Below are 25392 nucleotides of genomic sequence, written 5' to 3' on the forward strand. Positions count from 1 at the left end.
CGTGTCTAGCGATGGTCCGTCTCGCGTGTCATCAACTGATCGACCAATACCACGTCTAGTTCACTAAGTTGGTGAATCGCCAACGCCACATCCCGCTGTTTCCCTTCAGCTCATCCGACAGGCCAAACAACAACGCAGTAACCGAAGAAAAAGTCTCATAGCTATCAGCAATCAACACTTCACTGCGAACATCGTCAGCAACGCTGAATAGCGTCGTCGTGTGCGGGGGAGGCGTCTCCAGCGGTTCTGCCCCCGCGTTGAGGTAGTGATCAATCGCACGATGCGCCGCCTGATTCAGTTTCAGGTCGGGATCGTTCCTCAGCCTTGCACCCGTGGTGGTGTGGAGTCGGATACTGGCGTTTCTGGTTCGTCAGCGAGTTGCATGGCCGACAGCGCTTTCAGCTTGTGATGGGGGCCGGTGAAGCGTGTGTCGCCATCCAGTACTGTGAGCGTGATCCGTTCTGAAACGCACCTATGGAATGGGGTGAACATGCGTTTTTTTGGGTAGTAAACGCCTTCCGACGTCTCGGAATACTTTAAGGCGATCATCACTTTTTGCAGTGCAGCGGGGCTGATACGACTGGCAACGCGCCACTCGGCAAGTGCGGCGTCGCGGTACATGTTGTAAGTCCGCCCTATGCATGCGCCCAGGGTGCCGCCGTAAAGGACGTTGCTCTTGAATGTGTCGGTTATGCCCATGATGTGTGCAGCAAACAGCAGAATGGCCGTCGCTACAAAACAGAGGAGGATGCTTTCCAGTAGTGCCAATGCCTTGTAAGGGTCAGCGGCTAGTTGGTCTTTGAGCTTAAGTCGGGTGATGGCAGTGTCGGCGTGTTTTGGCGCGTGGGTGTTAAGCGGTTTCAAGCGTTACCCCTCCTGGGTTGAGTTTTCCTGATCGAGAACAACTCGCATTCTACGTAAAGTGAAGCGGCCATCCCCGTTTTTGCTCGATTGAACTTGGTATTGCCCAGGATTGCCCCATAACTACCTCTGTCTCCATTAACCGCAAGGACAAACCATGACCAACCCAACCGAAACCGCCATCCTCGCCGGCGGCTGCTTCTGGGGCATGCAAGACCTGTTGCGACGCTACCCCGGCGTGCTGCACACGCGAGTCGGCTACACCGGTGGCGATGTGCCGAATGCCACCTATCGCAACCATGGCAACCATGCTGAGGCGATTGAAATCGTGTTTGACCCGGCGGTGATTTCCTACCGGCAGATTCTTGAGTTCTTTTTCCAGATCCATGACCCCAGCACGCCGAATCGGCAGGGCAATGATCTTGGGCCGAGCTATCGTTCGGCGATTTACTACCTGAGCGAACAGCAAAGGGATATTGCCGAAGATACCGCGGCTGATGTGGATGCCTCCAAGCTGTGGCCGGGACGTGTGGTCACGGAAATTGAGCCCGCCAGGGAGTTTTGGGAGGCGGAGCCGGAGCATCAGGATTATCTGGAGCGGATACCGAACGGGTATACCTGCCATTTCATCCGGCCGAATTGGAAGTTGCCCAAGCGGGCGTCATCGGGGTCAGCTCCCTGAGCGCCTGCGCCCAGCCAAGGACGAATATGTCCAAGCCTCAAATGGCGAAAAAAACGCACACAGGGCATGCAGGATGGCCGGCGTGGTCATCATTGCCTACGTCCTTGTCGTCAGAAAAGTCGCCATTTCAGTGCTTTGGCCAAGTGCCATCGCTCGTTAGGTAGGAATGGCCAAGTCCGGTTGATTCAAATCCCTTCCTGCTCCATCAGCCTGGCCGACAGCGCTTTCAGCTTGAAATAGGGGCCTGCGAAGCGCGTGCCCCCATCCAGTGTGGTGAGCGTGATCCGCTCTGAATCGCACCGATGGAATGGGGTGAACATGCGTTTTTTCGGGTAGTAAACGCCTTCCTGCGTTTCGGAATACTTCAAGGCGAGCATCGCGTTTTGCAGTGCAGTGGGGCTGATATGCCGGGCAATGCTCCACTCGGAAAGTGCCGCGTCGTGGTACATCCAGTACGTCGCGCCTATACATGCGCCCAGTGTGCCGCTATAGAGGACGTTGCTCTTGAATGTGTCGGTTATGCCGACGCTTTGTGCAACGAACAGCGTAAGGGCCGTCGTTACCAAACAGAGGAGGGTGCTTTCCGGCAATGCCAATCCCTTGTAAGGGTCTACGGCCAGTTGGTCTTTGAGCTTAAGTCGTGTGATGGCCGTGTCGGCGTGTTTTGGCGCGTGGGTGTCAAGCGGTTTCAAGCGTTACCCATCCTGGGTTGAGTTTTCCTGATCGAGAACGGCTCGCATTTTACGCAAAGTGAAGCGGCTGTGTAGGACGTTTTCCTTGGGCCCCATCTCTATCGTTTGCCGCCTCACCGGCTCCCCCTTTACTCCGGCTTCTTGTAGGCCTTGTACTCGTTCTGCAGCACGATATGGTCCGCCACGTATTTCGCGTCGTGCCACACCCCATAGATAAACGACGACGCACGGTTCACCAGATTCGGCAGGCCCAAAAAGTAAACGCCGCTTTGCGCCGAGATTCCGCGTTTGTGGAACGGCTCGCCTTTCTCATCAAACGCATCCACCTTCAACCAGCTGAAATCGAACTTGAAGCCGGTTGCCCAGAGAATGGTGGTTACACCGGCTTCAGCCAGGTTGAGGCTGAGGATCGGATCAAGCAGGCACTCCGGGTCGGGCAGCAGTTCCCAGGCTTGCGGTTCCAGCGGGAATGGCAGGCCGTTGGCTTCGATATACGCATCCGCATCACGCAGTACATCAAAATACGCACGATCCCCTTCGGCCACGTTTTCGGCCAGGCCCGGTTGGAAGGTCATGACGCCGTCCTCCCAATTCTGGGTAACGCCTACCAGGTGAATGCCTTGGTGCGCCAGTCGGCGGAAGTCGACGGTCTTGCCGCCTTCATAGCCACTCACTGCAAACGCCACGTGCTTTTTCTTCGGCTGGATTTTGACTTCGTCCCACAAACCCAATGCGCCCAGCCACCAGCAGTAGTCGCGGCTGCGGTAGGCGCGGGGTGGGCGATAGTGTTCGCCGACGGAGAGGTACACGGTTTTGCCGGCCTTTTGCAGTTCTTCGGCGATTTGTGAGCCTGAGGCGCCGGCGCCCACTACGAGTACGGCGCCTTCGGGGAGTTGGCCGGGGTTTTTGTAGGTGGACGAGTGCAGTTGGTGAATCGGTGCGGTGGTGGGGACGATGTTGGGGATTGAGGGGCGTTGGAACGGGCCGGTGGCGGCGACGACGTTGGTGGCTTCGATCACGCCCGCCGAGGTCGTGACTTTGAAGCCGGGGCGGCCGAGGTGGCGCTCTACTTGTTGCACTTCTACGCCAGTGCGCACCGGAGCCTGGAGTTTGTCGACGTAGGCTTCGAAGTAGTCGGCCATGCGTTCTTTGGGCGGGAAGGCTTCGGGGGAGAGGCCTTCGAAGGTCAGGCCGGGGAAGCGGTCGTGCCAGGCGGGGCCGTTGGCGACCAGGGAGTCCCAGCGCTCGGAGCGCCAGCGTTCGGCGATGCGGTGGCGTTCGAGCACGATGTGGGGCACGCCCATCAGGGACAGGTGTTCGCTCATGGCGACGCCGGCCTGGCCTGCGCCGACTACTAGGGTGTTGATGGTTTCGACGGTCATTGGCGTCTCCTGGAAAGTAAGAGGTTTATTAGCAACACCGAGGGTCCACATTGGGTCTGCTGTGTTTTCGAGTTCGCATTTAAGGCTTGAGCAACTCGGCCACCGCCGTCAGCGCCAATTCATATCCCAACGCCCCCAGCCCGGCGATCACACCGGTGGCGGCCCTGGACACGTAGGAGTGATGCCGAAAGCGCTCGCGCTTCCAGATATTGCTCATGTGCGCTTCGATGATCGGGCCGCCGAAGGCCAGCAGCGCGTCAAGGATCGGCACTGAGCTGTAGCTGAGGCCGGCGGCATTGATCACCAGGGCGTCGCTGTTCAGGCGCGCCTCTTGAATCCAGTCCACCAGCACGCCTTCGTGGTTGCTTTGGCGAAAGTCCAGGGTCAGGCCCAACTCGCCGGCGTGGCGTTGGCAGCGGGCTTCGATGCTGGCGAAGCTTTCGTTGCCGTAGGTGCCGTGCTTGTCCAGCCCGTAGAGGTTGGCATTAGGGCCATTGAGGAAGTACACGCGGTGGGGCATGACGGGCTCCAGGTTATTCGGCGACGGTCAGCACGACTTTGCCGACGTTGGCGTTGGCTTCCAGCAGGCGATGGGCATCGGCCGCTTGAGACAGGGGCAACTGCGCGTGGATCTGTGGGCGCACCACACCGGCCGCCAGCCAGGGCAACACGCGCGAGCGGATACACGCCGCCAGGCGGGCTTTTTCAGCGTGGCTTTTGGGGCGCAGGGTGGAGGAGGTGAGGCTGAGGTTTTTGCGCATCAGCACCTGCAAGTCCAACTCGATGTTCGCGCCTTGCAGGAATGACAGGCTCACATGCCGCCCGCCCATGGCCATGGCCGCCAGATTGCGCGCGACATAGGGGCCGCCGACGTTATCCAGCACCACGTCGACGCCGCGTCCTTGGGTGCAGTCGTGCACCACCGCGACGAAGTCTTCCAAATGGCGATCAATCGCACGCCATACACCCAGCGCTTGCAGCATCGCGACCTTTTGCGGGCCGCCTGCGGTGGCGATCACCCGCGCCCCCGCAGCCTGCGCACACTGCACGGCAAAGCTGCCGACGCCACTGGCGGCGCCGTGGATCAGCACGCTGTCGCCGCTGCGCAGGCGCCCGAGCTCAAACAGGGTGTGCCACACCGTGAACGCCGCTTCCGGAACCGCAGTGGCAGCGTGCAGCGATAATCCCGCCGGCACCGGCAGGCAGTGCGCCGCCTGGGCCACGCAGTACTCGGCGTAGCCGCCGCCGTTGAGCAAGGCCATCACGCGATCGCCCACCGCACATTCATCCACGCGGCTGCCCACCGCGACCACAATGCCCGCCGCTTCCAGGCCCAGCACATCGGTAACGCCGGGTGGGATTGCTGAGCCGCTGCGTTGCATCAGGTCGGGGCGATTGACCCCGGCCGCCACGACGCGAATCAGCACCTCACCGGGTTGCAAAGCCGGCACAGGGCGTTCCACCACCTGCAGCACTTCAGGGCCACCGGGCTCACGGGCAATCACCGCTTTCATACGGATACGGTCCAGTCGTCCGGCACCACGGCGATCACATCGATCTCCATCAGCCACTCCGGTTGGCCCAGGCCTGAAATCACCAGGCCGGTGGAAATCGGGAACACACCTTTGAGCCATTTACCGACCTCCTGGTACACCGGCTCGCGGTAGCGCGGGTCGATCAAATAAGTGGTGGTCTTGACGATGTGCGACAGGTCCGAGCCCGCCTCTTCGAGCAGTTGCTTGACGTTCTTCATCGCCTGTTCGGCCTGGGCGCGCGGGTCGCCGAGGCCGATCAGGTTGCCGTCGAAATCGGTACCGATCTGGCCGCGCACATAGATGGTGTTGCCGGCGCGCACGGCCTGGCACAGGTCGTTGTCCAGCGCCTGGTTGGGATAAGTCTGTTTGGTGTTGAACATGCGGATGCGGGTGTGGGTAGGCATATCGAAGGGCTCGTCGTAAGCGGGATGAAACCAGCTTCACATCGCCCCCTCTCGGGCGAAACCAGCATTTGCGCGGGGTAGTGCTTAGGAAAAACCGAAGCCCCTGTAACTCATCGGCTCGCCCATGACCCGGCACGAACCCTGCAACGCTCGCCGTACAGTCATTGTTGAGGGGCAGGCGTCATGCTCAGTCGTATTACTCAGCGTCAACTGGAGTATTTCGTCGCGTCGGGAGAGGCGGGCAGCATCAGTGCTGCGGCCGAACGCATTCATGTGTCGTCGCCGTCGATCTCGGCGGCGATCACCCATATGGAAGCTGAGTTGGGTATCCAGTTGTTTATCCGCCACCACGCCCAGGGCATTTCCCTCACGGCGGTGGGGCGTCTGGTGATGCTGGAGGCCAAGCAGATTCTGGAGCAGATGAGCAACCTCTACACCATCGCTTCGGAGTCACTGAACACCGTGCGCGGGCCATTGCGGGTCGGATGCCTGGAGTCGCTGGCGCCGATGATCACGCCGGAATTGGTATTCGGTTTCGGCCGTGCGTTCCCCGGTGTGCGCTTGACCCAGGCCGAAGGCAATCATGAGGAACTGCTGGAAAAACTGCGCAGTGGCGAACTGGATATCGCCCTGACCTACGACCTAGTGACCAGTCCGGATATCGACTTCCAACCCCTCGCGCACCTGCCGCCGTATGTGATGGTGGGCGAGTATCACCCGCTGGCGAGCTTGCCCGCGGTCAGCATGCAAGACCTCGAGGCCTACCCGGTGGTGCTGCTGGATACGCCCTGGAGCCGCGACTATTTCCTCAGCCTGTTCATCCAGGCGGGCACCACGCCGAACATCATCATGCGTTCCACCAACCTCGAAACGGTGCGCGCCATGGTCGGCAATGGCATTGGCTATTCGTTTGCGAACGCGCGGCCCAAATCGAATATGTCCCAGGACGGCAAACGCGTGATCCGCCTGCGCCTGGCCGGTACACATAGGCCGATGAAGCTGGGTTACGCCACGGCGAGCAACACCCAGTTGTCCCGTGTGGTGTCGGCGTTTGCCGAACGCTGCCGCATGTTTGTCTCCGACCAGTACATCCCCGGCATGGCGCCGCCGAGCTTTTTTGACCCGCATGCGGTGCGGGTGTTGAGTGATGTGAGCTGAGATTGCACCAATAGATGGCGTGGGCGGGGAGGCGAATTCAGGCGCGCACCATTTCGGCCAGTGCATGCTCTCTCCAGAACACAGCAGGGCAAATGTGGGAGCGGGCTTGCCCTCTCCCACAGTGGATTTTTGCTTCGCTCAGGACTGCATAGGTTCTGCCTACCCAGTGCCCCGGCTTTTACGAATTGACCCCAAGACCCCGCCGCCACGACTCTCATCCCATCGAGGCAGACCCACTTCATTTTTTGCAAGGCGCAGCGACGATGACATTCGATTGGAATTACATGTTTGGTTTGCTGGCTGATGCCGAGTTCTGGCGTGCGACGTGGACGGTGATCAAGCTCAGTACCCTGACCTGGGTGTTGAGCATCGGCCTGGGCTTTCTGCTGGCGCTGGCCAAGCAGTCCAAGCATGGCCTGCTGAGCGTGCCGGCGCGGGGGTATATCTGGTTGTTCCGCAGCCTGCCGCTGTTGGTGCTGCTGATCTTTATCTACAACTTGCCCCAGGCATTGCCGGGCACCTCGGCGGTGCTGGCCGACCCGTTCTGGTCCGGCTTGTTGGCGCTGGTGATCTGCGAAACGGCGTATGTGGCCGAGATCCATCGCGGTGGCTTGCTCTCGATTCCCAAGGGCCAAGGCGAAGCGGCGCGGGCGTTGGGGCTGAGGTTTTTCGGTACCCAATGGCGCGTGGTGATCCCCCAGGCGCTGCGTGTGGCGTTGCCGTCGCTGGCCAACGAATACATTTCCATCGTCAAGCTCACCTCGTTGGTGTCGGTGATCTCTCTGACCGAGATCCTGATGGTCGGCCAGCGCCTGTACTCGCAGAACTTCCTGGTGATCGAAACCATGGCGGCGGTGGCGTTCTTCTATGTGTTTATCGTCACGGTGTTCGACTTTTTGCTCAAACGCCTGGAGCGCTTTCTCGACGTCAACCAGCGCAATGTCTCCCGCGTGCCGGATGCACACGTGCTGGCCTTGGCTACCCAACAGCGCACCGCCCTGCAACGCCCGGAAAGTAACGGCGCTGCGGCGTTGCAAGCCTCGCGGTTGCACAAGGCCTACAACGACATCGAGGTGCTGGGTTCGGTCAACCTGCTGATTCAGCCGGGTGAAGTTGTGTCGGTAATCGGCCCGTCGGGCTCCGGCAAGACCACGCTGATCCGCCTGCTCAACGGCCTCGAGCAACTGGACAATGGTGAGGTTCATATCAATGGCCTGCCGTTCATTCACCTGAACAAGGTGGGCGCGCAAAAGCCCCAGTACATCGAGCACGCCGAGCATCGCCTGAACATCGGCATGGTGTTCCAGAGCTTCAACCTGTTCCCTCATTTGAGCGTGCTCGACAACCTGCTGATGGCGCCGAAGTACCACCGCCTGGGTCGCACCGACGCGCTCAAGCAACAGGCATACGCGCTGCTGCACAAGGTCGGCATGCTCGACCATGCCTGGAAGTACCCGCACCAGTTGTCCGGCGGCCAGCAGCAACGCGTGGCCATCGCCCGCGCCTTGATGATGCGCCCGCAAATCATGCTGTTCGACGAGCCCACCTCGGCCCTTGACCCGGAGAAAGTCAATGAAGTGCTGCAGGTGATCGAAGCCCTGGCCGGGGAGGGCATCACCATGGTGATCGTCACGCACGAGATGAATTTCGCGTTCAAGGTCTCTGATCGGATCGTGTTTATGGAGAAGGGGCGTGTGGTCTGCGATGACACGCCCGAGGTGTTGCGCCGCGGCCAGAACCCACGCGTGGAGGCGTTCCTCAAGGACGTCTCGCTGGCGTGATCTCTTTAACGTTCAGGAAAAAACAACATGATTGAGCAAGCACACATCGAACAATTCCAGCGCGACGGCTTCCTGGTGGTAGAAGGCGTGTTGTCGCTGGACGAAGTGGCCGCGCTGCAGCATGACTTCGACCAGTGGGTAGAAGAGAGCCGCAGCCATGACCAAGGCTGGGGCGCCACCGTGGATGGCCGCGCGCGCTTTGACCTGGAGGGTGACCACCGCGCCGATCACCCGTCGTTGCGCCGGGTGAGTTCGCCCACCGAGATTTCCCCGGCGTATCAGCGCGTGGCGTTGCACTCGCGCATGGCGGCGATTTCCGCGCAATTGGTCGGCGCCAGCGGCGCGCGTTTTCACCATAGCAAGATCAACTCGAAACTGCCCCACACCGCCACACAGGTGAAGTGGCACCAGGACTTCCTGTTCACGCCCCACAGCAACGACGACATCGTCACCGCGTTGCTGATGGTCAGTGAAGTGACCCCGCAGAACGGCCCGCTGAATGTGATCCCCGGTAGCCACAAAGGCCCGCTGTGGTCGCACTGGCAGGATCAGCGTTTCACCGGTTCGGTGGACGATGCCGTGGTCGCGCAACACTGCCAGCATCCGGTCGCCTGCTACGGCCCGGCCGGTTCCGTGTGCTTTATGCACACGCGTCTTTTGCATGCTTCCAGCCCTAATGAGACCGAACTGCCGCGCACCCTGTTCATCAGCGTCTATGCCGCTGAAGACGCGCTGCCATTCGGCGAAAACCCGTTGCCCAGTACACACGCCGGCCTGCTGGTGGCCGGTGAAGAAAGTGGCTTGGTGCGTTCCACCAACAACCATATGCGCCTGCCACAGAAACCCCGTGGTGCGTCGTTCTTCGTGCAACAGGCCGGACAAGATTCTGCCACTGCCTAACCTCCTAAAACCTTGCGGGTAATGACCATGACAGCGTTTCGTAACAGTGTTCGTCCCCTTGCCGTGTGCCTGCTGGGCGCTGCGGTTGCAATGACCTCGTTGGCGGCTTCGGCGTTCCAGCAGGAAGGCAAGATCATCGCCGGTTCCGACGTGACCTTCTTCCCCTATGAGTACATGGATAACAACAAGCCTGCGGGCTTTGATATCGAGTTCATGGACGGCCTGGGCAAGGTCATGGGCCGCAAGGTCGAGACCCTCGACACGCGCTTCCCCAACTTGATCACCGGCCTGCAAGCCGGGCGTTTCGATGTGACCAACTCGTCGATGTACATCACCGCCGAGCGGGTCAAGGTCATCGACATGATCCCTTACCTCAAGAGCGGCGAATCGATCCTGGCCCTCAAGGACAGCGCCTTCCAGCCCAAGACTCCGGAAGAGTTCTGCGGCCACAAGATCGGCTCCATGGGCGCTACCTCGTGGCTGGCGCAGATGAACAAGCTGTCGGCCGAGTACTGCGTGGCCAAGGGCTTGAAGCCGATCCTGATCAGCGAATACAGCACCGACCCACAAACCACCCAGGCCCTGTTGGCCCACGCGGTGGAAGCGCAAATCACCGACGCCGCCGTGGCCCGCGGTGTGATCGACAAGCTCGGTAGCCGCGTGGTGATTTCCTCCGACACCCTGATCTATCCGGTGCTGAACGGCTTCGGTGTGAAGAAGGGCAATGACACGGTGAAGCAAGCCTTGCTCGACGGTCTGGAGAAATACCGCGCCACGCCTGAATACGCGGCCTTGCTGAAGAAGTACAACTTCGAGGCGCCGACTGAGGCCGACCTCGCGGCGCTGATGCCGAAGTAACCCTACCGCGCGGCCGCAGCCTTGCGGTCGCGCTCTGAGGAGTCCGATCCATGGCGTTATCCCTCGAAGAACAGACACGCATCGACCTGGCGGCGACCTTTCGCATCATCGCCCACCTAGGCATGCATGAAGCGGTGGCCAACCACTTCAGCGCCGCGGTGTCGGCCGATGGCAAACAGTTTTTGCTCAACCCGAAGTGGAAGCACTTCTCGCGTATTCGCGCCAGCGACCTGGTGTTGTTGAACGCGGACGATCCCGCCTGTGCCGACAACCAAAATGTGGATTCGACGGCCTGGTCGATCCATGGGCAGATCCATCGGCTGCTGCCGCACACCCGCGCCGTGCTGCATTTGCACCCGGTGTACACCACCGCGGTGGCGTGCCTGGCCACGCCGCATATCCCGCCGATCGACCAGAACACCGCACGCTATTTCAACCGCGTGGCGGTGGATGAACTCTACGGCGGCATGGCCGATACGGAGGCGGAAGGCGCGCGCCTGGCCGGCCTGCTTGATGGCAAAACCCGGCTGTTGATGGGTAACCACGGCGTGATGGTGACCGCTGCGTCCATCGGTGAAGCCTTTGACGATATCTGGACCCTGGAACGCTCTTGCCAGATCCTCGTGACGGCCTGGTCCACCGGGCAGCCGCTGCGGTTGTTGTCCGATGAAGTGGCGGAGAAAACTGCGCGGAGTTGGGAAGGCATCGCGGATTTCTCACGTCGGCATTTTGAAGAAATGAAGCAAATGATGATCGACGCCGACCCCTCGGTACTCGATTGAGGAACTCCCCATGACCTTTTCCGTTGTCGCCCGCTGCGCCGAGACCGGCCAGTTGGGCATTGCGATCAGCTCGTCGAGCATTGCCGTGGGGGCGCGTTGCCCCTGGCTGCGTGCGGGTGTGGGCGCGGTAGCGTCGCAGAACATCACCTTGCCGAGCCTGGGGCCGCAAGTGCTGGATTTATTGGAGCAGGGCATGGCGCCGAGTGAGGCGCTGGCGGCAGTGTTCGCAGGGCAGGAGCACAGTGATTATCGCCAGGTGACGGTGATTGACCGCCAAGGCCGTACCGCGCACTTCAGCGGTGCGCAGACCTTGGGGATTCACGCGGCGGTCAGTGGTGAACAGTGTGTGGCGGCGGGGAATATGCTGGCCAATCCAGGCGTGATTGGCGCTATGGTGCGGGCTTTCGAACAGGCCTCGGGGCACCTTGCCGACCGACTGCTGGCGGCGATGCACACGGCGGTGGCTGAAGGCGGCGAGGCGGGGCCAGTGCATTCGGCGGCGCTGCTGGTGGTCGACGACGTGCTCTGGCCCATCGTCAACCTGCGCGTCGATTGGGCGGATAAAGACCCTATCGGCACGCTCGACAAACTCTGGCAGGCCTATCGCCCGCAATTGCAGGACTACATCGACCGCGCCCTCAACCCGCACATTGCTCCCGGCTATGCGGTACCAGGGGATGACCGATGACCAGCAGTCGCGACCTGCTGGCGCAACTGGTGCGCTTCGACACCACCAGTCGCGAATCCAACCTGGCCTTGATCGACTGTGTTCGCACCTATTTGCAGGACCACGGTGTGACCTGCGAGCTGGTCTACAACGAACACAAGAGCAAGGCCAACCTGCTGGCGACCATCGGCCCGGCTGATGTGCCCGGCATCGTGTTGTCCGGGCATACCGATGTGGTGCCGGTGGACGGCCAGCGCTGGAGCGTGGCGCCGTTCGAGCTGACGGAGAAAGGCGGCAAGTTGTACGGGCGTGGTACCGCCGATATGAAGGGCTATATCGCCTGCGTGTTGGCGTTGGTGCCGGCGTTGGTACAGGCGCCGCTGCGTATGCCGGTGCATATCGCGCTGTCCTATGACGAAGAGGTGGGTTGCCTCGGCGTGCGTTCGTTGCTTGAGCGTTTTCATGGGCAGGCGGTCAAGCCGTTGCTGTGTGTGATCGGCGAACCCACCGAACTCAAGCCGGTGCTCGGCCACAAGGGCAAGTTGGCGATGCGTTGTGACGTGCATGGCGCGGCCTGCCATTCGGCGTATGCGCCGTCCGGGGTGAATGCCATCGAATATGCCGCGCGGTTGATCGGTGAGCTGGTGCGGCTCGGCGAGTCACTCAAGGCACCGCGGCATCTGGATGAACGTTTTGATCCGCCGTTTTCCACGGTTCAGACCGGACTGGTCAACGGCGGCAAGGCGTTGAATATCGTCCCGCAGAATTGCACGTTTGATTTTGAAGTGCGCGCGCTGCCGGCCCAGGATCCCTGGCAGGTGGCGCAGCAGTTACGCGCCTATGCCGAACAGACTCTGCTGCCCGCGATGCAGGCGGTGAACGGGCAGTGCGCGATCAGTATCAGCGAGCTGTCCAGCTACCCGGGGCTGGCGACTTCTCTGGACAGCCAGGCCGCCGGATGGATCGCGCAGTTTTGTGGCTCGCGAGACTTCGGCACGGTTGCGTTTGGCACCGAGGGCGGGTTGTTTGATCAAGCTGGCATTCCCACCGTGGTGTGCGGGCCGGGCAGCATGGAGCAGGGGCATAAGCCGGATGAATTTATCAGCGTGGAACAACTGGAGGCTTGTGACCGAATGCTGGAGCGGGTGCTTGCGTTCGTGCGCCCGTAGGCGGCGGGGGAAATCGCGAGAGCCTGTATAAAACGCTGAAAGGCGGTTCTAAAACGCGCTATGAGACGATTCAGAAACTAATGCTGTCGTTAGGCGTGGAACTGACGGTGCAGCCGATTGCGGCGGTGGCAAGCAAGAAAACCGCCAGAGCAAAGCGGGCTGCGGCCGGTAAACCCTGCCACGTGGTTTAGCGAGCGACCACAACCCTGAAAACACCGAGGCCCCCTGTGGGAGGGGGCTTGCTCCCGATAGCGGAGTTTAAGTCGATACATTTCTGGCTGACACACCGCAATCGGGAGCAAGCCCCCTCCCACATTGGATTGATTGTGTTTTGGTGGTCGGGCCTCCCTTTGAACCCAACTCTTCAGCGCACCAGGCAAGGCTGCTTGTTGTTAAAACTCCACCCCGGAATCAAAAATTGCATCGCCACGCTGTCATCCCGCGCGCCAAGGCCCATGCCTTTGTACACCTCGTGGGCCTTGGCCACGGCGTCCATGTCGATGTCCACGCCCAGGCCAGGCTTGGCCGGCACCTTCACATAACCGCCTTCGATTTTCAGCGGCTCCTTGGTCAGGCGTTGGCCGTCCTGCCAGATCCAGTGGGTGTCGATGGCGGTGATATCGCCCGGTGCGGCGGCGGCCACTTGGGTGAACATCGCCAGGGAAATGTCGAAGTGGTTGTTGGAGTGCGAGCCCCAGGTCAGGCCCCAGTCGTTGCACATCTGCGCCACGCGCACCGAGCCCTGCATGGTCCAGAAGTGTGGATCGGCCAGGGGGATGTCCACCGATTGCAACTGGATCGCGTGGCCCATTTCGCGCCAGTCGGTGGCGATCATGTTGGTGGCGGTTTTCAGGCCCGTGGCGCGACGGAATTCAGCCATGACTTCGCGGCCCGAGTAACCATTTTCGGCGCCGCAGGGGTCTTCGGCGTAGGCGAGCACGTGGTGTTGATCGCGGCATAGGCGGATGGCTTCTTTGAGTGACCAGGCGCCGTTTGGGTCCAGCGTGATGCGTGCATCGGGGAAGCGTTCGGCGAGGGCGGTGACGGCTTCGATTTCTTCGTCGCCGCTTAAAACGCCGCCCTTGAGTTTGAAGTCGTTAAAGCCGTATTTGGCTTTGGCGGCTTCGGCCAGGCGCACCACGGCTTCGGCCGTCAGGGCTTTTTCATGGCGCAGGCGGAACCACTCGTCGTCACTGTCCGCCTCGTTGCGGTAGGCCAGGTCGGTAGCGTTGCGGTCGCCCACATAGAACAGATAGCCGAGCATCTTCACCGCGTCGCGCTGCTGGCCCTCGCCGAGCAATGCGGCCACCGGCACTTCGAGGAACTGCCCCAGCAGGTCGAGCAGGGCGGCCTCCATCGCGGTGACGGCATGGATGGTGATGCGCAGGTCAAAGGTTTGCAGGCCACGACCAGCCGAATCCCGTGAGGCAAACGTGCTGCGCATTTGGTTGAGGATGCGTTGGTATTGGCCGATGGGTTGGCCGATCACCATGCTGCGGGCGTCTTCCAGGGTTTCGCGGATGCGTTCGCCACCGGGCACTTCACCAACGCCGGTGTTGCCCGAGCTGTCCTTGAGAATCACGATGTTGCGGGTAAAAAACGGCCCGTGGGCGCCGCTGAGGTTGAGCAGCATGCTGTCGTGGCCGGCGACGGGGATGACCTGGAAGTGGGTGACGACTGGAGTATTCATGGCAAATTCCTAAAGAGGCTCAAAGAGGTTTGCTGAGGGCCGCGCCGGTTGGCGCTACGTCTGGCGACGTCAATGGGGCAGAGGGCGCGGTCTTGGCGAAAAACACCAGGATCGCCGCCAGCACTGAGGTACCGGCCAGGCCGTAGAGGCCGCCTTGGATCGAGCCGGTGGTCTGCTCCAGAAAGCCGAAAGTGGTCGGCGCAACGAAGCCGCCCAGGTTGCCGATGGAGTTGATTAGCGCGATCACGGCAGCGGCAATGCGTACATCCAGATAACCCTGGGGGATCGGCCAGAACAGCGAAGACGCCGACTTGAACCCGATGGCCGCAAAGCAAATCGCCACAAAGGCAAACACTGGCCCGCCGGTGGTGGACATGAACATGCCGGCCGCTGCAATCAACAGCGCCGCCGCTACCCAGGCCTGTTGGAACTTGAACTTGCCCGACAGCGATGCGAAGGCATACATGGCGATGATCGAGATCAGCCACGGAATCGAGTTGAAGAAGCCCACCTGCACATCACTCAAGTCGCCCATCTTTTTGATGATGCTCGGCAGCCAGAATGTCGCCGCGTAAATGGTCAGTTGGATGCAGAAGTACAGGGCGCAGAACAGCAGGATCTGGCGGTCCTTGAGCAGCTTGCCAAGGGTCGGTTTGACGCTGGTCAGTGCCTCACGCTGGCGTTGTTCCTCGTCGATGGCGCCGACCAGTGCGTCCTGTTCTTCGCGAGTCATCCATTTGGCGTCGTGGGGCTTGGAGTCCAGCCAGAACCACACGAAGAAACCGATCACCACCGAGGCCAGGCCTTCGATGGCGAACATCCATTGCCAGCCGTGGAAGCCAAAGCCTTCGATCTGCAATAGCACACCCGACAGCGGGCCAGAGATCAACGAGGCCACCGCCGAGCCGCTGAGGAAAATCGCAATGGCTTTACCGCGCTCTGCGCCCGGCAACCAGCGTGTGAAGTAGTAGATCACTCCTGGGAAGAAGCCGGCTTCGGCCACGCCCAGCAGAAAGCGCAGGATGTAGAAGTGGGTTTCGTTTTGGATGAAGGCCATCATCGTCGCGACGATGCCCCAGGTGAACATGATGCGGGTCAGCCAGATACGCGCGCCGACCTTTTGCAGCAGCATGTTGGAGGGCACTTCGAACAGGGCATAACCGATGAAGAACAGCCCGGCACCGAACCCATAGGCCGCTGCGCCGATGCCCAAGTCGTGCTCCATGTGCGTGCGCACAAAGCCGATATTGACCCGGTCGATATAGTTGAGGATGAACATGATCACGAACAGTGGGAGCACATGGCTCTTCACTTTGCGCACGGCGCGTGCGAGGACCGGATCACTGTGTGGAGCGGCAGATGCATGGCTTGAATTGTTCACAATTCAAAACTCCCCCTGATTATTTTTATGCGGGTTTGCGTGTTTTGTTGATAGACATCATACAAGTTGGTTTCTGGGATTCGCAATCCAGTGATTAATTTTTTTGTGTTTATAAGGTCGTTGCTGGAATGATTTTTTTGTTATTAGCCAATGTTTATTGAGGTTTTGTCCGGGTTTTAGGCGTTGAAATGCCACAGTATTGAAGGTGACGGTAACCGTCGAGCGAGTCCGCTATCAGATTGGTTGTCATACAAGCTGGATGGTTTTTCAATCAACCTCGGCGGCGTCCTTTGTCTGGGTGTTAAGCTCGCTCCAGCCCAACCCCGTGGACTTGCAGTAATGCCCAATGAAACCCCAACCCCCGTGCGTAAACGCTCCACCAACCTGGCCCAAGGCGTGGTCGACGCCCTGACCCAGCGCATCCTGCTCGGCCAGTTGAAACCCGGCGAAAAGCTGCCGTCGGAATCCACCATCGTGCTGGAGCATGGCGTCAGCCGGACGGTGGTGCGCGAGGCGCTCTCCAAGTTGCAGGCTTCGGGGCTGGTAGAGACGCGTCACGGCATCGGCACCTTTGTGCTGGAGCAGAGCGCCCAACAAGGCTTGCGCCTGCATGTGGACACGGTCGCCAGCGTGCGCAACATGTTGGAACTGCGCCTGGGCCTGGAGGTGCAAGCGGTGGCGCTGGCTGCACTGCGTCGCACCGATGCTCAACTGGCCCACATGCGCGAAGCACTGGACGACTACCAGGCCTCTCTCGCCAACAACGACAGCTGCGTGGAAGAGGACAAACGCTTCCACCAGCAGATCGCCGAAGCCACCGGCAATACCTTCTTCACCGAAATCATGTTGCACCTGGGTAATGCGATGATTCCGCGCACTCAGGTGAAGGTGGACGAACGTGGAGGGGCGGACTTTGCCAAACTCGGGCAATTGGCGAACCTGGAGCATGAGGCCATTTTCAATGCGATCAAACGCCAGGATCCGGACGCCGCACGCGCCGCCATGGTGTTGCATCTGACTAACAGCCGGGATCGATTTTCCGGGGAATGATAAGGAACACAGGTTGAACGAACACACCTTGTCCATGCGCCTGGAGCGCGTGGCAGCGCATGTGCCGAATGGCGCGCGTCTGGCCGATATCGGCTCGGACCATGCCTATCTGCCGGTGGCGTTAGTGCGCCGCGGCGTGATCGACGCGGCGCTGGCGGGAGAGGTCGCGACCACACCGTTCCAGGCGGCCGAACGGACCGTGCGTGACAATGGCCTGGAGCAGCAGATTACTGTGCGCCTGGCCGATGGCTTGGCGGCCATCGAGGCGCGTGACGGCATCACGGCCATCAGCCTCTGCGGCATGGGCGGTGAGACGATCCGCGACATCCTTGAGGCCGGCAAAGCCCACCTGAGCGGCGCTGAGCGGCTGATCCTCCAACCCAATGGCGGTGAGCAACCGCTGCGCCTTTGGTTAATGCGCAATGGCTATCGCATCGTCAGCGAAGAGCTGTTGCATGAAAACCGCTTTTACTACGAAATCATCGTCGCTGAGCGCGCAGACCCTGTGGTGTATACCGCCGAACAACTGTTCTTCGGCCCGTTACTGATGCAGGCCCGTAGCCCGGTGTTTTTGGCCAAGTGGCAGCGCGCGTTACGCCTGAGGCAGAAGACCTTGGCTGCCTTTGAGCGTGCGCAGGCGGTGCCCGAAACGAAGCTCCAAGAGATTAGCCAGCAGATCCGGTGGATGCTCACACTGCTGGCTTGATACACACCCATTCAACCGTGATAAATCAGGAACCCCGCAATGGCAGACGCTACCGACCACGCCTTCTACGATCGCGCCGACGCGCACATCGAACTGTCGAACGAACAGCTGAAAACCTTCGAAGACCTCGGCCAAGTCAGCGCTTCAATGATGTTCGGCACGACGCGGTTCAACGCCTGGGCGTGCGCACGCAACTTCAAGTCCGGTGAGCACATGGCCGAGGAGCGCGAGGCGATGCTCAAGTATTTCTGTGATCAGTATCGGTTGATGCTTGAGGACAATCTGGACGATCACATCAAGAACTTCAGTCGCTACATGCAGGCCAAATAGTCATTGCTCACTGCCTCTCACATAAAGCGCGGCGCCCTTCAAGTTTGGCTGGTTTGCGGCCGATAGGATGCCTGTGAATAAAGGTGTTCTGGACTGCACCTGGGCCAGTCGTCTCCGGCGGTTACAGCAGTCTTGCCAACACTGAGTGCTTTTGCCCCATTTTCGAGCACTCCATCGGCTCCAAAAGCGTGCCGCCCGCCCTGTTTCAGGGCTGTTGTTCAGCGGCCCGTATCTTGCTAGAGCCAAGCTAATCAATGACATGGCACTTTGCCGTTAGTCATTTCACGGCTTGGCCCACCGTGCACCACGTGGGTTGTTTGAGGGAGTAGTCGGACATGCACAGCTTGTTATCACCCGGTATCCGCCTGCTCGGACGTATGGGGTTTGCGCGCAAATTCCAAGTGTTGTTTTTCCTGTTCATGCTGCCCCTGGCTGGGAGCCTCTGGATGATCGGCCAGGACTATCGCGATAAATTAGGCGTGATTTCCACCGAGCAGTCCGGCGTGCGCCAACTGTTGGCCCTGGATGCACTGGACGGTCAATTGACGGCTCAGCGCAACCTGGCTGCGCGTTGGAAAGCGGCGGACATCCTGCACGCGCCGACGCCGGCGGCGAAGGCGGCGATGGACAAGGTCGATACGAATTTCCCGCTGATCCAGCAAAGCCTGCAAGCCTTGGGCGATGAGCTCAAAGCGCAGAACGCCAGCGCCGACATCCTCGCGCGCTACGAGGCGTTGCAGGCCACCGTCAAAGGCATGGACTCCGCTTCGCTGCGCACCGTGGGTTGGTGGCCGGATGGCTACGACCGTTTCACCTCTGCGCTGAGCGCGATGCAAACCCTGCGCGAACAGATCACCCTGGACGCCGGGCTGATCCTCGACCCCTGGCTGGAAACCTACATGCTCATGCAGATGGGCACACAGCAGACGCCAGACCTGATCGAGCGTATCGGTCGTATGGCGGGCGTCGGGCAGTCGTCCATTGCTTCGGGGCAGTTCACCTTGCAAAGCCGTTTGCAGATGCGCGACCTGCGCAGCCGCATTGGCGACGCCCGCGACCAGTTGGCCAAGGCGGCGGCTGCGCTCAAGGCCAAGCAATTCGACGGCATGGAGCCCTGGACTGCGCAGTACGACAACAGCCTGCAACTATTGGATAACGAGCTTAAAGTGCTGGACGACGGCGTGTTCGGCGGCACCATCAAGCTCGATACCGCCGGTTTCGAGCGCAGTGTCGACGCCATGCTCGGTTCGCTCAGCGCACTGCGCGTGCAGTCGCTGACCTCCCTGGACGAGCGCTTGAGCTACTACCACCGCAACGCGAACGAACGCTTCATTCCTCTGGCGATGACCTTCGGCGTGCTGGCCCTGGCCGCGCTGTACCTGTTCATGTGCCTGCAAGCCTCCATACAGCGCAGCGCAAGAGGCATCACCACCCTGGCCGAATCCTTGCGCGACGGTAACCTGTGCGTCGAAGTGGCGGTGGAAGGGCGGGACGAGCTGGCACTGATCAGCACCGCGCTGAACGTGGCGGTGGTGCAATTGCGCACCAGCCTGCTGGGGGTCAACCACGAAACCCAGCAACTCGGCTCGGCGGTCCTCACCCTCAATTCGCAATCGGGCAGCACCCTCAGCGAAGTCGAAGACCAGCAGCATCAAATCAGCCAGATCGCCGCCGCCGCTACGCAGTTGGCCGCGACGTCCATGGGCGTCGCCAGAAGCTGTGAACAAGCGTCGGGCAGTGCCCAGCAAACACGACGCATCGCCGAAGACAGCAGCCGCGACAGCCAACGCACCACGGCCAGCATCCAGCAACTCAACCAACGCCTTACCGATACGGCTGACGCTTTGCAGCAAGTCAGTCAGCAGGGGCAGCAGATTCAGTCGGTGGTCGACACGATTCGCGGCATTGCCGAGCAGACCAACCTGCTCGCACTCAACGCGGCCATCGAAGCAGCTCGCGCCGGCGAGCAGGGCAGGGGCTTTGCGGTGGTGGCCGATGAAGTGCGCAGTCTGTCCCAACGCACCCAGGCCTCCACGGCGCAGATCGCCGGCACCGTCGACAGCCTGCGCGCGACCGTGAGCCAGGCCGTTACGCTGATGGGCGCCGCGTGCGAGCAAGCATTGACCGACGCCGAGTCCGTCACCGGCCTGGGCACGCGCTTGGGCGAGATTGCCGGCGCGGTGCAGAACGTCACCGACACCCTGGCGCAAATCGCCACAGCGGTGGAAGAGCAAGCGGCGACGGCGGACGAAGTGAGCGGCAACATCCAGCAAGTCGATCAGGCGGCAGGACGTTTGCTGGATGGCGCGCGAGCGGTCAACCGGGCGGCGGACACCTTGAGCAAGGGCAGCCAGGCGTTGAGTGACAACACCGCGCGGTTTCGTTTGAGCTGAGTGCTATTTGGCTGCGGTGCGCAGGACTTCAATCCACAGCGCACCTTTGCCTGAAGCCGCCTCACCCACGCGCTTCAACGCACCTGCGCCGCTGACCGCGTAGGTACCGACCTTGTCGCTTTTCTCGCCGGTCACCAGCAACCATTGGCCATTGGGAGAGAAGGCGATATTGCGCGGTTGTTTCTCTTCGACCGGGTAGTTGTCTAGAAACGTCAGGCCACCCGTAGCCGCATCCACCGCAAACGCCGACACCGAGCTGCTGGTGCGCTCGCTCATCAGCAGTAGGGTGCCATCTGGGGACAAACGCAGGTCGGCGGCCCAGATGCGTGGCGTCGGGTCGTCCTTCAAATCATTGTTGCGCGCGTCCCGCACTTCGCCGTGGGCCAGTTTCAAACGCGCTGGAATGCCATTGGCTACGCCGATCTGCGTCAGCGCGCCGGTGCTGTCGTCAATGGAAAATGCAGTGACGGTGCCGCTCATTTCGCCGACCACATACAGGTATTTACCGTTGGCTGAAAACGCCAAGTGCCGAGGCCCGGTGTTGGCCGGCACGCTCACGTAGCCGGTGCCGATCGGCGTGAGTGCGCCGGTGTTTGCCTCGAAGCGATATTGCAGCACGTGGTCGTTGCCCAAGTTGCCGGCGTAGGCAAAGCGATTGCTGGGGTCGGTGCGCAGGGAGTGCGCGTGAGGGCCGGTCTTGTAGGTGAGGATCGGCTCGGGCTTATCGACGGGCTGCACACTGAGGGTGTCGGCCCCGTAAGAGGCCGCAAGCAGGTAACGTCCGGCGCGGTCGGTGGCCAGGTAGGCCATGCTTTCTGCCAGCGGGGCCTTGGAGCGTGGCGTCAACCGCCCGCTGGCTGGATCAATACTGAAGCTCTGCACTTGAAACGGCTTGACCCGCAGCGCGGCATACAAGGTTTTACCGTCGGGGCTCAGGGCCATCGGGTTGACCTGATCACCGGCTGTTACCTGGTCAACCAGGCTCAACGCGCCGTTGCTCTCGTCCAGCCGGTACTGGGAAATCAGGCCATCGCCGGGGCTGGAAATGTACGCGAAGGTCGCAGCGTTGGCGTGTGCACTGAGTCCGCAGGCAATGGCGGCGGCCATGAGGAGGGGTTTATTCACGAGTGAGCCTTTATTGTTATGTTTGTGATCAGTCATCGTATGACTGTATTTCTGTCTCCGCAATAGTTGGTTTTTGGGCTCACTTGGTTGTGTCTCTTGCGACGCACCGGTATGCCTGACCCACAGGGTTACATGTGGTCAACGAGCGACAGTTGCTCGTCCCCTGCGGCGCGCTAGCGTTAAGGCTCTTCAGGCATTTCACGTAGAGCAGCGGATGCGCCCCACACCTCAATCACACCGTCTGCGTCACGGCCGTTACTCGGAACACGGTCGCAGCTACCTCATCACCGCCGTGGTTCATCAGCGCCAGCGCTTATTCACTGACCTTTACCTGGGTCGCCTGCTGGTTGCCGAATTCCGGCAGGCTCATGAACTGGGACTGGTCGATTCACTGGCCTGGGTCGTCATGCCTGACCACATTCACTGGTTGTTTGAGTTGAAGCAAAAGGCGTTGGCAGACGTGGTGCGACGTATTAAGTCGCGCAGTACGCTGGTCATTAACCAGCGTCGTCAAAGTAAAGAGCGTGTTTGGCAACCCGGCTATCACGATAGGGCAGTGCGTGCGGACGATGATCTTCGCAAGATGGCGCGTTACATCATTGCCAACCCTTTACGAGCCGGCCTGGTGGAGCGGGTGGGGGATTATTCGTTGTGGGATGCGGCGTGGCTATGAATAAGAGGGGAGAATTCCTGTGTTTGGCAGACTTCCTTGGGGAGCAGGTTTTTGTGGTGAGCAGGCTTCTCTGGTGAGCCGGTTTCTGTAGTGAGCAGGCTTCTTATTGAGTGGTTTTTGTAGTGAGCAGGCTTCTTACGGTGAGCAGTGGCTTTTGTGGTGAGCGGGCTTGCCCCGCGCAGGGCTGCGAAGCAGCCCCAAAACCTGCCAGCGTGATCTACCTGACGAAACGCGGTGTTCTTGATGGGGCCGCTTCGCAGCCCAGCGCGGGGCAAGCCCGCTCACCACAAAAAGCTTTCTTGCCACCCACAAGCAGGCTGATCACAAAAAGCTCACTTGCCACCTAAGAACAGGCGAACTCCTGTGTTTGGCAGGCTTCTCTGGTGAGCAGGCTTCTTATGGTGAGCAGTGGCTTTTGTGGTGAGCGGGCTTGCCCCGCGCTGGGCGGCGAAGCAGCCCCAAAACCTGCCAGCGCGATCTACCTGACGAAACGCGGTGTTCTTGATGGGGCCGCTTCGCAGCCCAGCGCGGGGCAAGCCCGCTCACTACAGAAAGCTTATTTGCTACCTACAGCAGGCTGACCACAAAAAGCTTATGTGCCACCTACACGCAGGCTGACCAAAAAAAGCCCGCACATCACAAGAGCGGACGTGCTTTGTGCTGCTGTTCCTTCTTGCCGATTCAGGAACCTTCAGGGCGCACAGGGCTCACTTGTTAGGTCGCCCTGTTTCATTGCCGAAAGGAATCCGCATGCTGTCAGCCTCGCCAGCCATTCCCCAGTACGCCCCCGTCGAACGCGAACTCAGCCTGCGTGCCGTCGTCACCGGCACCGTGCTCGGTATTTTGCTCACACCATCCAATGTGTACGCCGGCTTGAAGATCGGCTGGTCGTTCAACATGTCGATCATCGCCCTGCTGGTGGGTTATGCGATCTGGCAAGGCCTGGCTAAGCGTTCCACCGAGCAACTGCCGTGGACCTTGCATGAGAGCAATATCAACCAGACCGTCGCCTCGGCCGCCGCTTCGATCATCTCTGGCGGTTTGGTGGCGCCGATCCCGGCCTACACCTTGTTGACCGGCAACCAGTTAGACGCGTTGCCGATGATCGCCTGGGTGTTCTCGGTGAGTTTCCTGGGCATTTGGATCGCCTGGTACCTGCGCCCCTCGTTGCTCAATGACAAGGCGCTGAAGTTCCCCGAAGGCATGGCCACCCTGGAAACCCTGCTGCACATCTACAACCACGGACGCGAAGCCGCGACACGTTTGAAGGTGCTGCTCAGCGCCGCGTTGCTGTCCGGATTGGTGAAGTGGGTGGACACCTTCATGTGGGCCTTTCCGCGCTGGTCGCCGACAGCCCCGTTGGAGCGTCTGACCTTTACCGCCGATCCTTCGCTGTTGCTGCTGGGGTTCGGCGGCATTATCGGTATTCGCGTCGGCCTGACTCTGCTGCTCGGCGCCTTGATTGCGTGGGGTGGCCTGGGCCCGTGGTTGCTGGCACAAAACCTGGTGACGTTGCCGGCAGACAGCAGCGGCCCGCAATTCGCTGCATTGGTGGAATGGTTGCTGTGGCCCGGTGTGAGCCTGATGGTGTGTTCCACCTTGGCCTCGCTGACAATTCGTTTGTGGGCGTTGCGCTCCTCCACTAAAGCTGACGGCGGCAAGATTTGGAGTGTGCCCAAGCCCGGGCCGGCCGCTGGTTTTATCCTGTCGATAGGCTTGGTAGTCAGTCTGCAAGCGCTGTTGTTCGGCATCAATCTGTGGATGGCATTGCTGACCATTCCCCTGGCGATCTGCCTCGCGGCCGTCGCCGCCCGCGTGGTGGGTGCCACCGGTATTCCGCCGATTGGCGCCATCGGGCAATTGTCCCAACTGAGCTTTGGCATCGTTGCTCCCGGCCAGGTGCCGATCAACCTGATGAGCGCCAACACCGCTGGCGGCTCGGCGGGGCAATGTACGGACTTGATGAACGATTTCAAGGTGGGCAAAGCGATTGGTGCTACGCCGCACAAACAAGTGATCGCGCAGGTCCTGGGGATTTTCATCGGCAGCATCGTTGGCGTGTTTGCGTACTTGGCGCTGATTCCGGATCCGCAGTCCATGCTGCTTACCGAAGAGTGGCCGGCGCCCGCGGTGGCGACGTGGAAAGCCGTGGCGCAAACCCTGACCCACGGGCTGGATTCATTGTCGACGAGCATCCGCTGGGCGATTGCCATTGGCGGCGGTGCAGGCGTGTTGTTGGGCGTGCTCGACAGCCTGTTGCCGGCCCATCGTTCCCGTTACTTGCCGAGTGCCGCCGCGTTGGGGTTGGCTTTTGTCCTGCCGGCTTCGGTGTCGTTGATGATGGCGATGGGCGCGGTGCTCACCTGGTTGGTGAGTTGCCGTTGGCCAAGTATCACTGAGCGCTTTGCGATTACCGCAGCGGCGGGGTTGATTGCCGGGGAGAGCATTACCGGGGTGGGCGCATCGTTGTGGCAGATGGTGGGCTAGTCGCACACCCACCGTGCCCGGGTTTACTTAGTGGGCAAATGCATACTCGCCGCCCTGTTCCAGCGCCTGGCGATACGCCGGCCGCGCCTGGAACCGCTGCACCCACGCTGACAAGTGCGGGTACGCCTGCAACTTGCCCTGGGCCTTGGCGATTTCGCCGATGAAACTCATCTGGATGTCTGCACCGCTCAGCTCATCACCCAGCAGATACGGCGCGTGCCCCAGTGCATCGTTCAGATAGCCCAAATAGTTGGCGACCTCGGATTCGATGCGTGGATGCAACGGTGCACCGGCATCCCCCAGGCGTCCCACGTAGAGGTTAAGCATCAGCGGCAACATGGCCGAACCTTCGGCGAAATGCAGCCATTGCACGTATTTATCGTAGTCGGCCGAGGCGGGATCGGGTTGCAGGCGGCCGTCGCCATGGCGGCGGATCAGGTAGTCGACGATGGCGCCGGATTCGATCACCACATTGGCACCGTCTTCAATCACCGGGGACTTGCCCAGGGCGTTGATTGCCTTGAGTTCAGGCGGTGCGAGGTTGGTCTTTGGGTCGCGCTGGTAACGCTTGATTTCGTAGGGCAGGCCAAGCTCTTCCAGCAGCCACAGGATGCGCTGCGAGCGTGAGTTGTTGAGGTGGTGAACAATGATCATGGGAACTCCACGGGGCAGGGGGTGTGCATCAA

24 protein-coding genes and 2 pseudogenes are annotated in these 25392 nt (G+C 60.7%); 15 read left to right on the forward strand and 11 right to left on the reverse strand.

The window, feature by feature from the left end; all coding sequences use genetic code 11:
• Positions 1-5: 5 nt before the first annotated feature.
• Positions 6-304, reverse strand: a pseudogene (locus AOA61_RS32425) (DUF6124 family protein).
• A gap of 14 nt (positions 305-318) precedes the next feature.
• Entirely contained in the window at positions 319-864 is a 546-nt protein-coding gene (locus tag AOA61_RS26925) for a hypothetical protein (RefSeq protein ID WP_099603094.1), read from the reverse strand.
• A 154-nt stretch (positions 865-1018) separates the two neighbouring features.
• Here AOA61_RS26925 and msrA point away from each other — a divergent pair, with 154 nt between their 5' ends.
• Positions 1019-1543 (forward strand): peptide-methionine (S)-S-oxide reductase MsrA, encoded by a 525-nt coding sequence (msrA, locus tag AOA61_RS26930; RefSeq protein ID WP_099603095.1) that lies wholly within the window; start codon positions 1019-1021, stop codon positions 1541-1543.
• Between the two features lie 185 nt (positions 1544-1728).
• Here msrA and AOA61_RS26935 read toward each other — a convergent pair whose 3' ends face one another.
• The 5 genes from AOA61_RS26935 to AOA61_RS26955 all read right to left on the reverse strand — a co-directional run bounded on the left by AOA61_RS26935 (position 1729) and on the right by AOA61_RS26955 (position 5556).
• Positions 1729-2235, reverse strand: coding sequence for a hypothetical protein (locus tag AOA61_RS26935; RefSeq protein WP_099603096.1), 507 nt, complete (start codon positions 2233-2235; stop codon positions 1729-1731).
• Positions 2236-2363: 128 nt separating this feature from the next.
• Positions 2364-3617: an NAD(P)/FAD-dependent oxidoreductase gene (locus tag AOA61_RS26940; RefSeq protein ID WP_032885900.1), complete on the reverse strand. Its 1254-nt coding sequence runs from the start codon at positions 3615-3617 to the stop codon at positions 2364-2366.
• 79 nt (positions 3618-3696) lie between these two features.
• Complete coding sequence (locus AOA61_RS26945; RefSeq protein ID WP_032885898.1) at positions 3697-4137, reverse strand: type II 3-dehydroquinate dehydratase; 441 nt, start codon at positions 4135-4137, stop codon at positions 3697-3699.
• Positions 4138-4150: 13 nt separating this feature from the next.
• On the reverse strand, positions 4151-5131 hold the full coding sequence (locus AOA61_RS26950; protein ID WP_081797656.1) for an NAD(P)H-quinone oxidoreductase: 981 nt from the start codon (positions 5129-5131) through the stop codon (positions 4151-4153).
• Positions 5128-5556, reverse strand: a complete 429-nt coding sequence (locus tag AOA61_RS26955; RefSeq protein ID WP_032885897.1) for a RidA family protein — start codon at positions 5554-5556, stop codon at positions 5128-5130. The genes AOA61_RS26950 and AOA61_RS26955 overlap by 4 nt, the downstream gene beginning before the upstream one ends.
• A gap of 183 nt (positions 5557-5739) precedes the next feature.
• On the opposite strand from AOA61_RS26955, the gene AOA61_RS26960 reads away from it, so the two are divergent.
• The 8 genes and pseudogenes from AOA61_RS26960 to AOA61_RS32430 form a co-directional block, all read left to right on the forward strand.
• Entirely contained in the window at positions 5740-6714 is a 975-nt protein-coding gene (locus AOA61_RS26960; RefSeq protein WP_032885896.1) for a LysR family transcriptional regulator, read from the forward strand.
• A gap of 263 nt (positions 6715-6977) precedes the next feature.
• Positions 6978-8495, forward strand: coding sequence for an amino acid ABC transporter permease/ATP-binding protein (locus AOA61_RS26965; protein ID WP_099603097.1), 1518 nt, complete (start codon positions 6978-6980; stop codon positions 8493-8495).
• A 27-nt stretch (positions 8496-8522) separates the two neighbouring features.
• Complete coding sequence (locus AOA61_RS26970; protein WP_032885895.1) at positions 8523-9395, forward strand: phytanoyl-CoA dioxygenase family protein; 873 nt, start codon at positions 8523-8525, stop codon at positions 9393-9395.
• 27 nt (positions 9396-9422) lie between these two features.
• Positions 9423-10253: an ABC transporter substrate-binding protein gene (locus tag AOA61_RS26975; RefSeq protein WP_095185651.1), complete on the forward strand. Its 831-nt coding sequence runs from the start codon at positions 9423-9425 to the stop codon at positions 10251-10253.
• Between the two features lie 50 nt (positions 10254-10303).
• Positions 10304-11035 carry a class II aldolase and adducin N-terminal domain-containing protein gene (locus AOA61_RS26980; RefSeq protein WP_099603098.1) on the forward strand — a complete coding sequence of 244 codons (732 nt, stop codon included), beginning with the start codon at positions 10304-10306 and terminating at the stop codon, positions 11033-11035.
• A 10-nt stretch (positions 11036-11045) separates the two neighbouring features.
• On the forward strand, positions 11046-11723 hold the full coding sequence (locus AOA61_RS26985; RefSeq protein ID WP_032885893.1) for a DUF1028 domain-containing protein: 678 nt from the start codon (positions 11046-11048) through the stop codon (positions 11721-11723).
• Positions 11720-12871 carry an acetylornithine deacetylase gene (gene argE, locus AOA61_RS26990; protein WP_032885892.1) on the forward strand — a complete coding sequence of 384 codons (1152 nt, stop codon included), beginning with the start codon at positions 11720-11722 and terminating at the stop codon, positions 12869-12871. Before AOA61_RS26985 ends, argE begins: the two co-directional genes overlap by 4 nt.
• Positions 12872-12876: 5 nt before the next feature.
• Positions 12877-13062 (forward strand): annotated as a pseudogene (locus tag AOA61_RS32430) (putative addiction module antidote protein); the annotation flags it as partial.
• A gap of 173 nt (positions 13063-13235) precedes the next feature.
• On the opposite strand, the gene gudD reads toward AOA61_RS32430, so the two are convergent.
• Both gudD and AOA61_RS27005 read right to left on the reverse strand, forming a co-directional pair.
• Entirely contained in the window at positions 13236-14561 is a 1326-nt protein-coding gene (gene gudD, locus AOA61_RS27000) for a glucarate dehydratase (protein WP_099603099.1), read from the reverse strand.
• 19 nt (positions 14562-14580) lie between these two features.
• Positions 14581-15942, reverse strand: a complete 1362-nt coding sequence (locus AOA61_RS27005; protein ID WP_099603100.1) for an MFS transporter — start codon at positions 15940-15942, stop codon at positions 14581-14583.
• Between the two features lie 339 nt (positions 15943-16281).
• On the opposite strand from AOA61_RS27005, the gene AOA61_RS27010 reads away from it, so the two are divergent.
• The 4 genes from AOA61_RS27010 (at position 16282) to AOA61_RS27025 (ending at position 20421) form a co-directional block, all read left to right on the forward strand.
• Positions 16282-16992, forward strand: a complete 711-nt coding sequence (locus AOA61_RS27010) for a FadR/GntR family transcriptional regulator (protein WP_032885889.1) — start codon at positions 16282-16284, stop codon at positions 16990-16992.
• 13 nt (positions 16993-17005) lie between these two features.
• Complete coding sequence (locus AOA61_RS27015; RefSeq protein WP_099603101.1) at positions 17006-17698, forward strand: tRNA (adenine(22)-N(1))-methyltransferase TrmK; 693 nt, start codon at positions 17006-17008, stop codon at positions 17696-17698.
• 39 nt (positions 17699-17737) lie between these two features.
• The gene (locus tag AOA61_RS27020) at positions 17738-18028 is read left to right on the forward strand and encodes a DUF3144 domain-containing protein (RefSeq protein ID WP_032885886.1); all 291 of its coding nucleotides are present in this window, start codon (positions 17738-17740) and stop codon (positions 18026-18028) included.
• Between the two features lie 335 nt (positions 18029-18363).
• Positions 18364-20421: a methyl-accepting chemotaxis protein gene (locus tag AOA61_RS27025; protein WP_032885884.1), complete on the forward strand. Its 2058-nt coding sequence runs from the start codon at positions 18364-18366 to the stop codon at positions 20419-20421.
• Between the two features lie 3 nt (positions 20422-20424).
• On the opposite strand, the gene AOA61_RS27030 is transcribed toward AOA61_RS27025, so the two are convergent.
• Positions 20425-21546, reverse strand: coding sequence for a lactonase family protein (locus AOA61_RS27030; protein WP_095185534.1), 1122 nt, complete (start codon positions 21544-21546; stop codon positions 20425-20427).
• Between the two features lie 214 nt (positions 21547-21760).
• Here AOA61_RS27030 and AOA61_RS27035 point away from each other — a divergent pair, with 214 nt between their 5' ends.
• The gene (locus tag AOA61_RS27035; protein ID WP_032885881.1) at positions 21761-22219 is read left to right on the forward strand and encodes a transposase; all 459 of its coding nucleotides are present in this window, start codon (positions 21761-21763) and stop codon (positions 22217-22219) included.
• Positions 22220-22969: 750 nt separating this feature from the next.
• On the forward strand, positions 22970-24706 hold the full coding sequence (locus tag AOA61_RS27040; protein ID WP_099603102.1) for an OPT family oligopeptide transporter: 1737 nt from the start codon (positions 22970-22972) through the stop codon (positions 24704-24706).
• 27 nt (positions 24707-24733) lie between these two features.
• Here AOA61_RS27040 and AOA61_RS27045 read toward each other — a convergent pair whose 3' ends face one another.
• Complete coding sequence (locus tag AOA61_RS27045; protein ID WP_099603103.1) at positions 24734-25360, reverse strand: glutathione S-transferase family protein; 627 nt, start codon at positions 25358-25360, stop codon at positions 24734-24736.
• Positions 25361-25392: the final 32 nt, after the last annotated feature.

Source organism: Pseudomonas sp. 2995-1, from assembly GCF_002742505.1.
GTDB lineage: Bacteria > Pseudomonadota > Gammaproteobacteria > Pseudomonadales > Pseudomonadaceae > Aquipseudomonas > Aquipseudomonas sivasensis.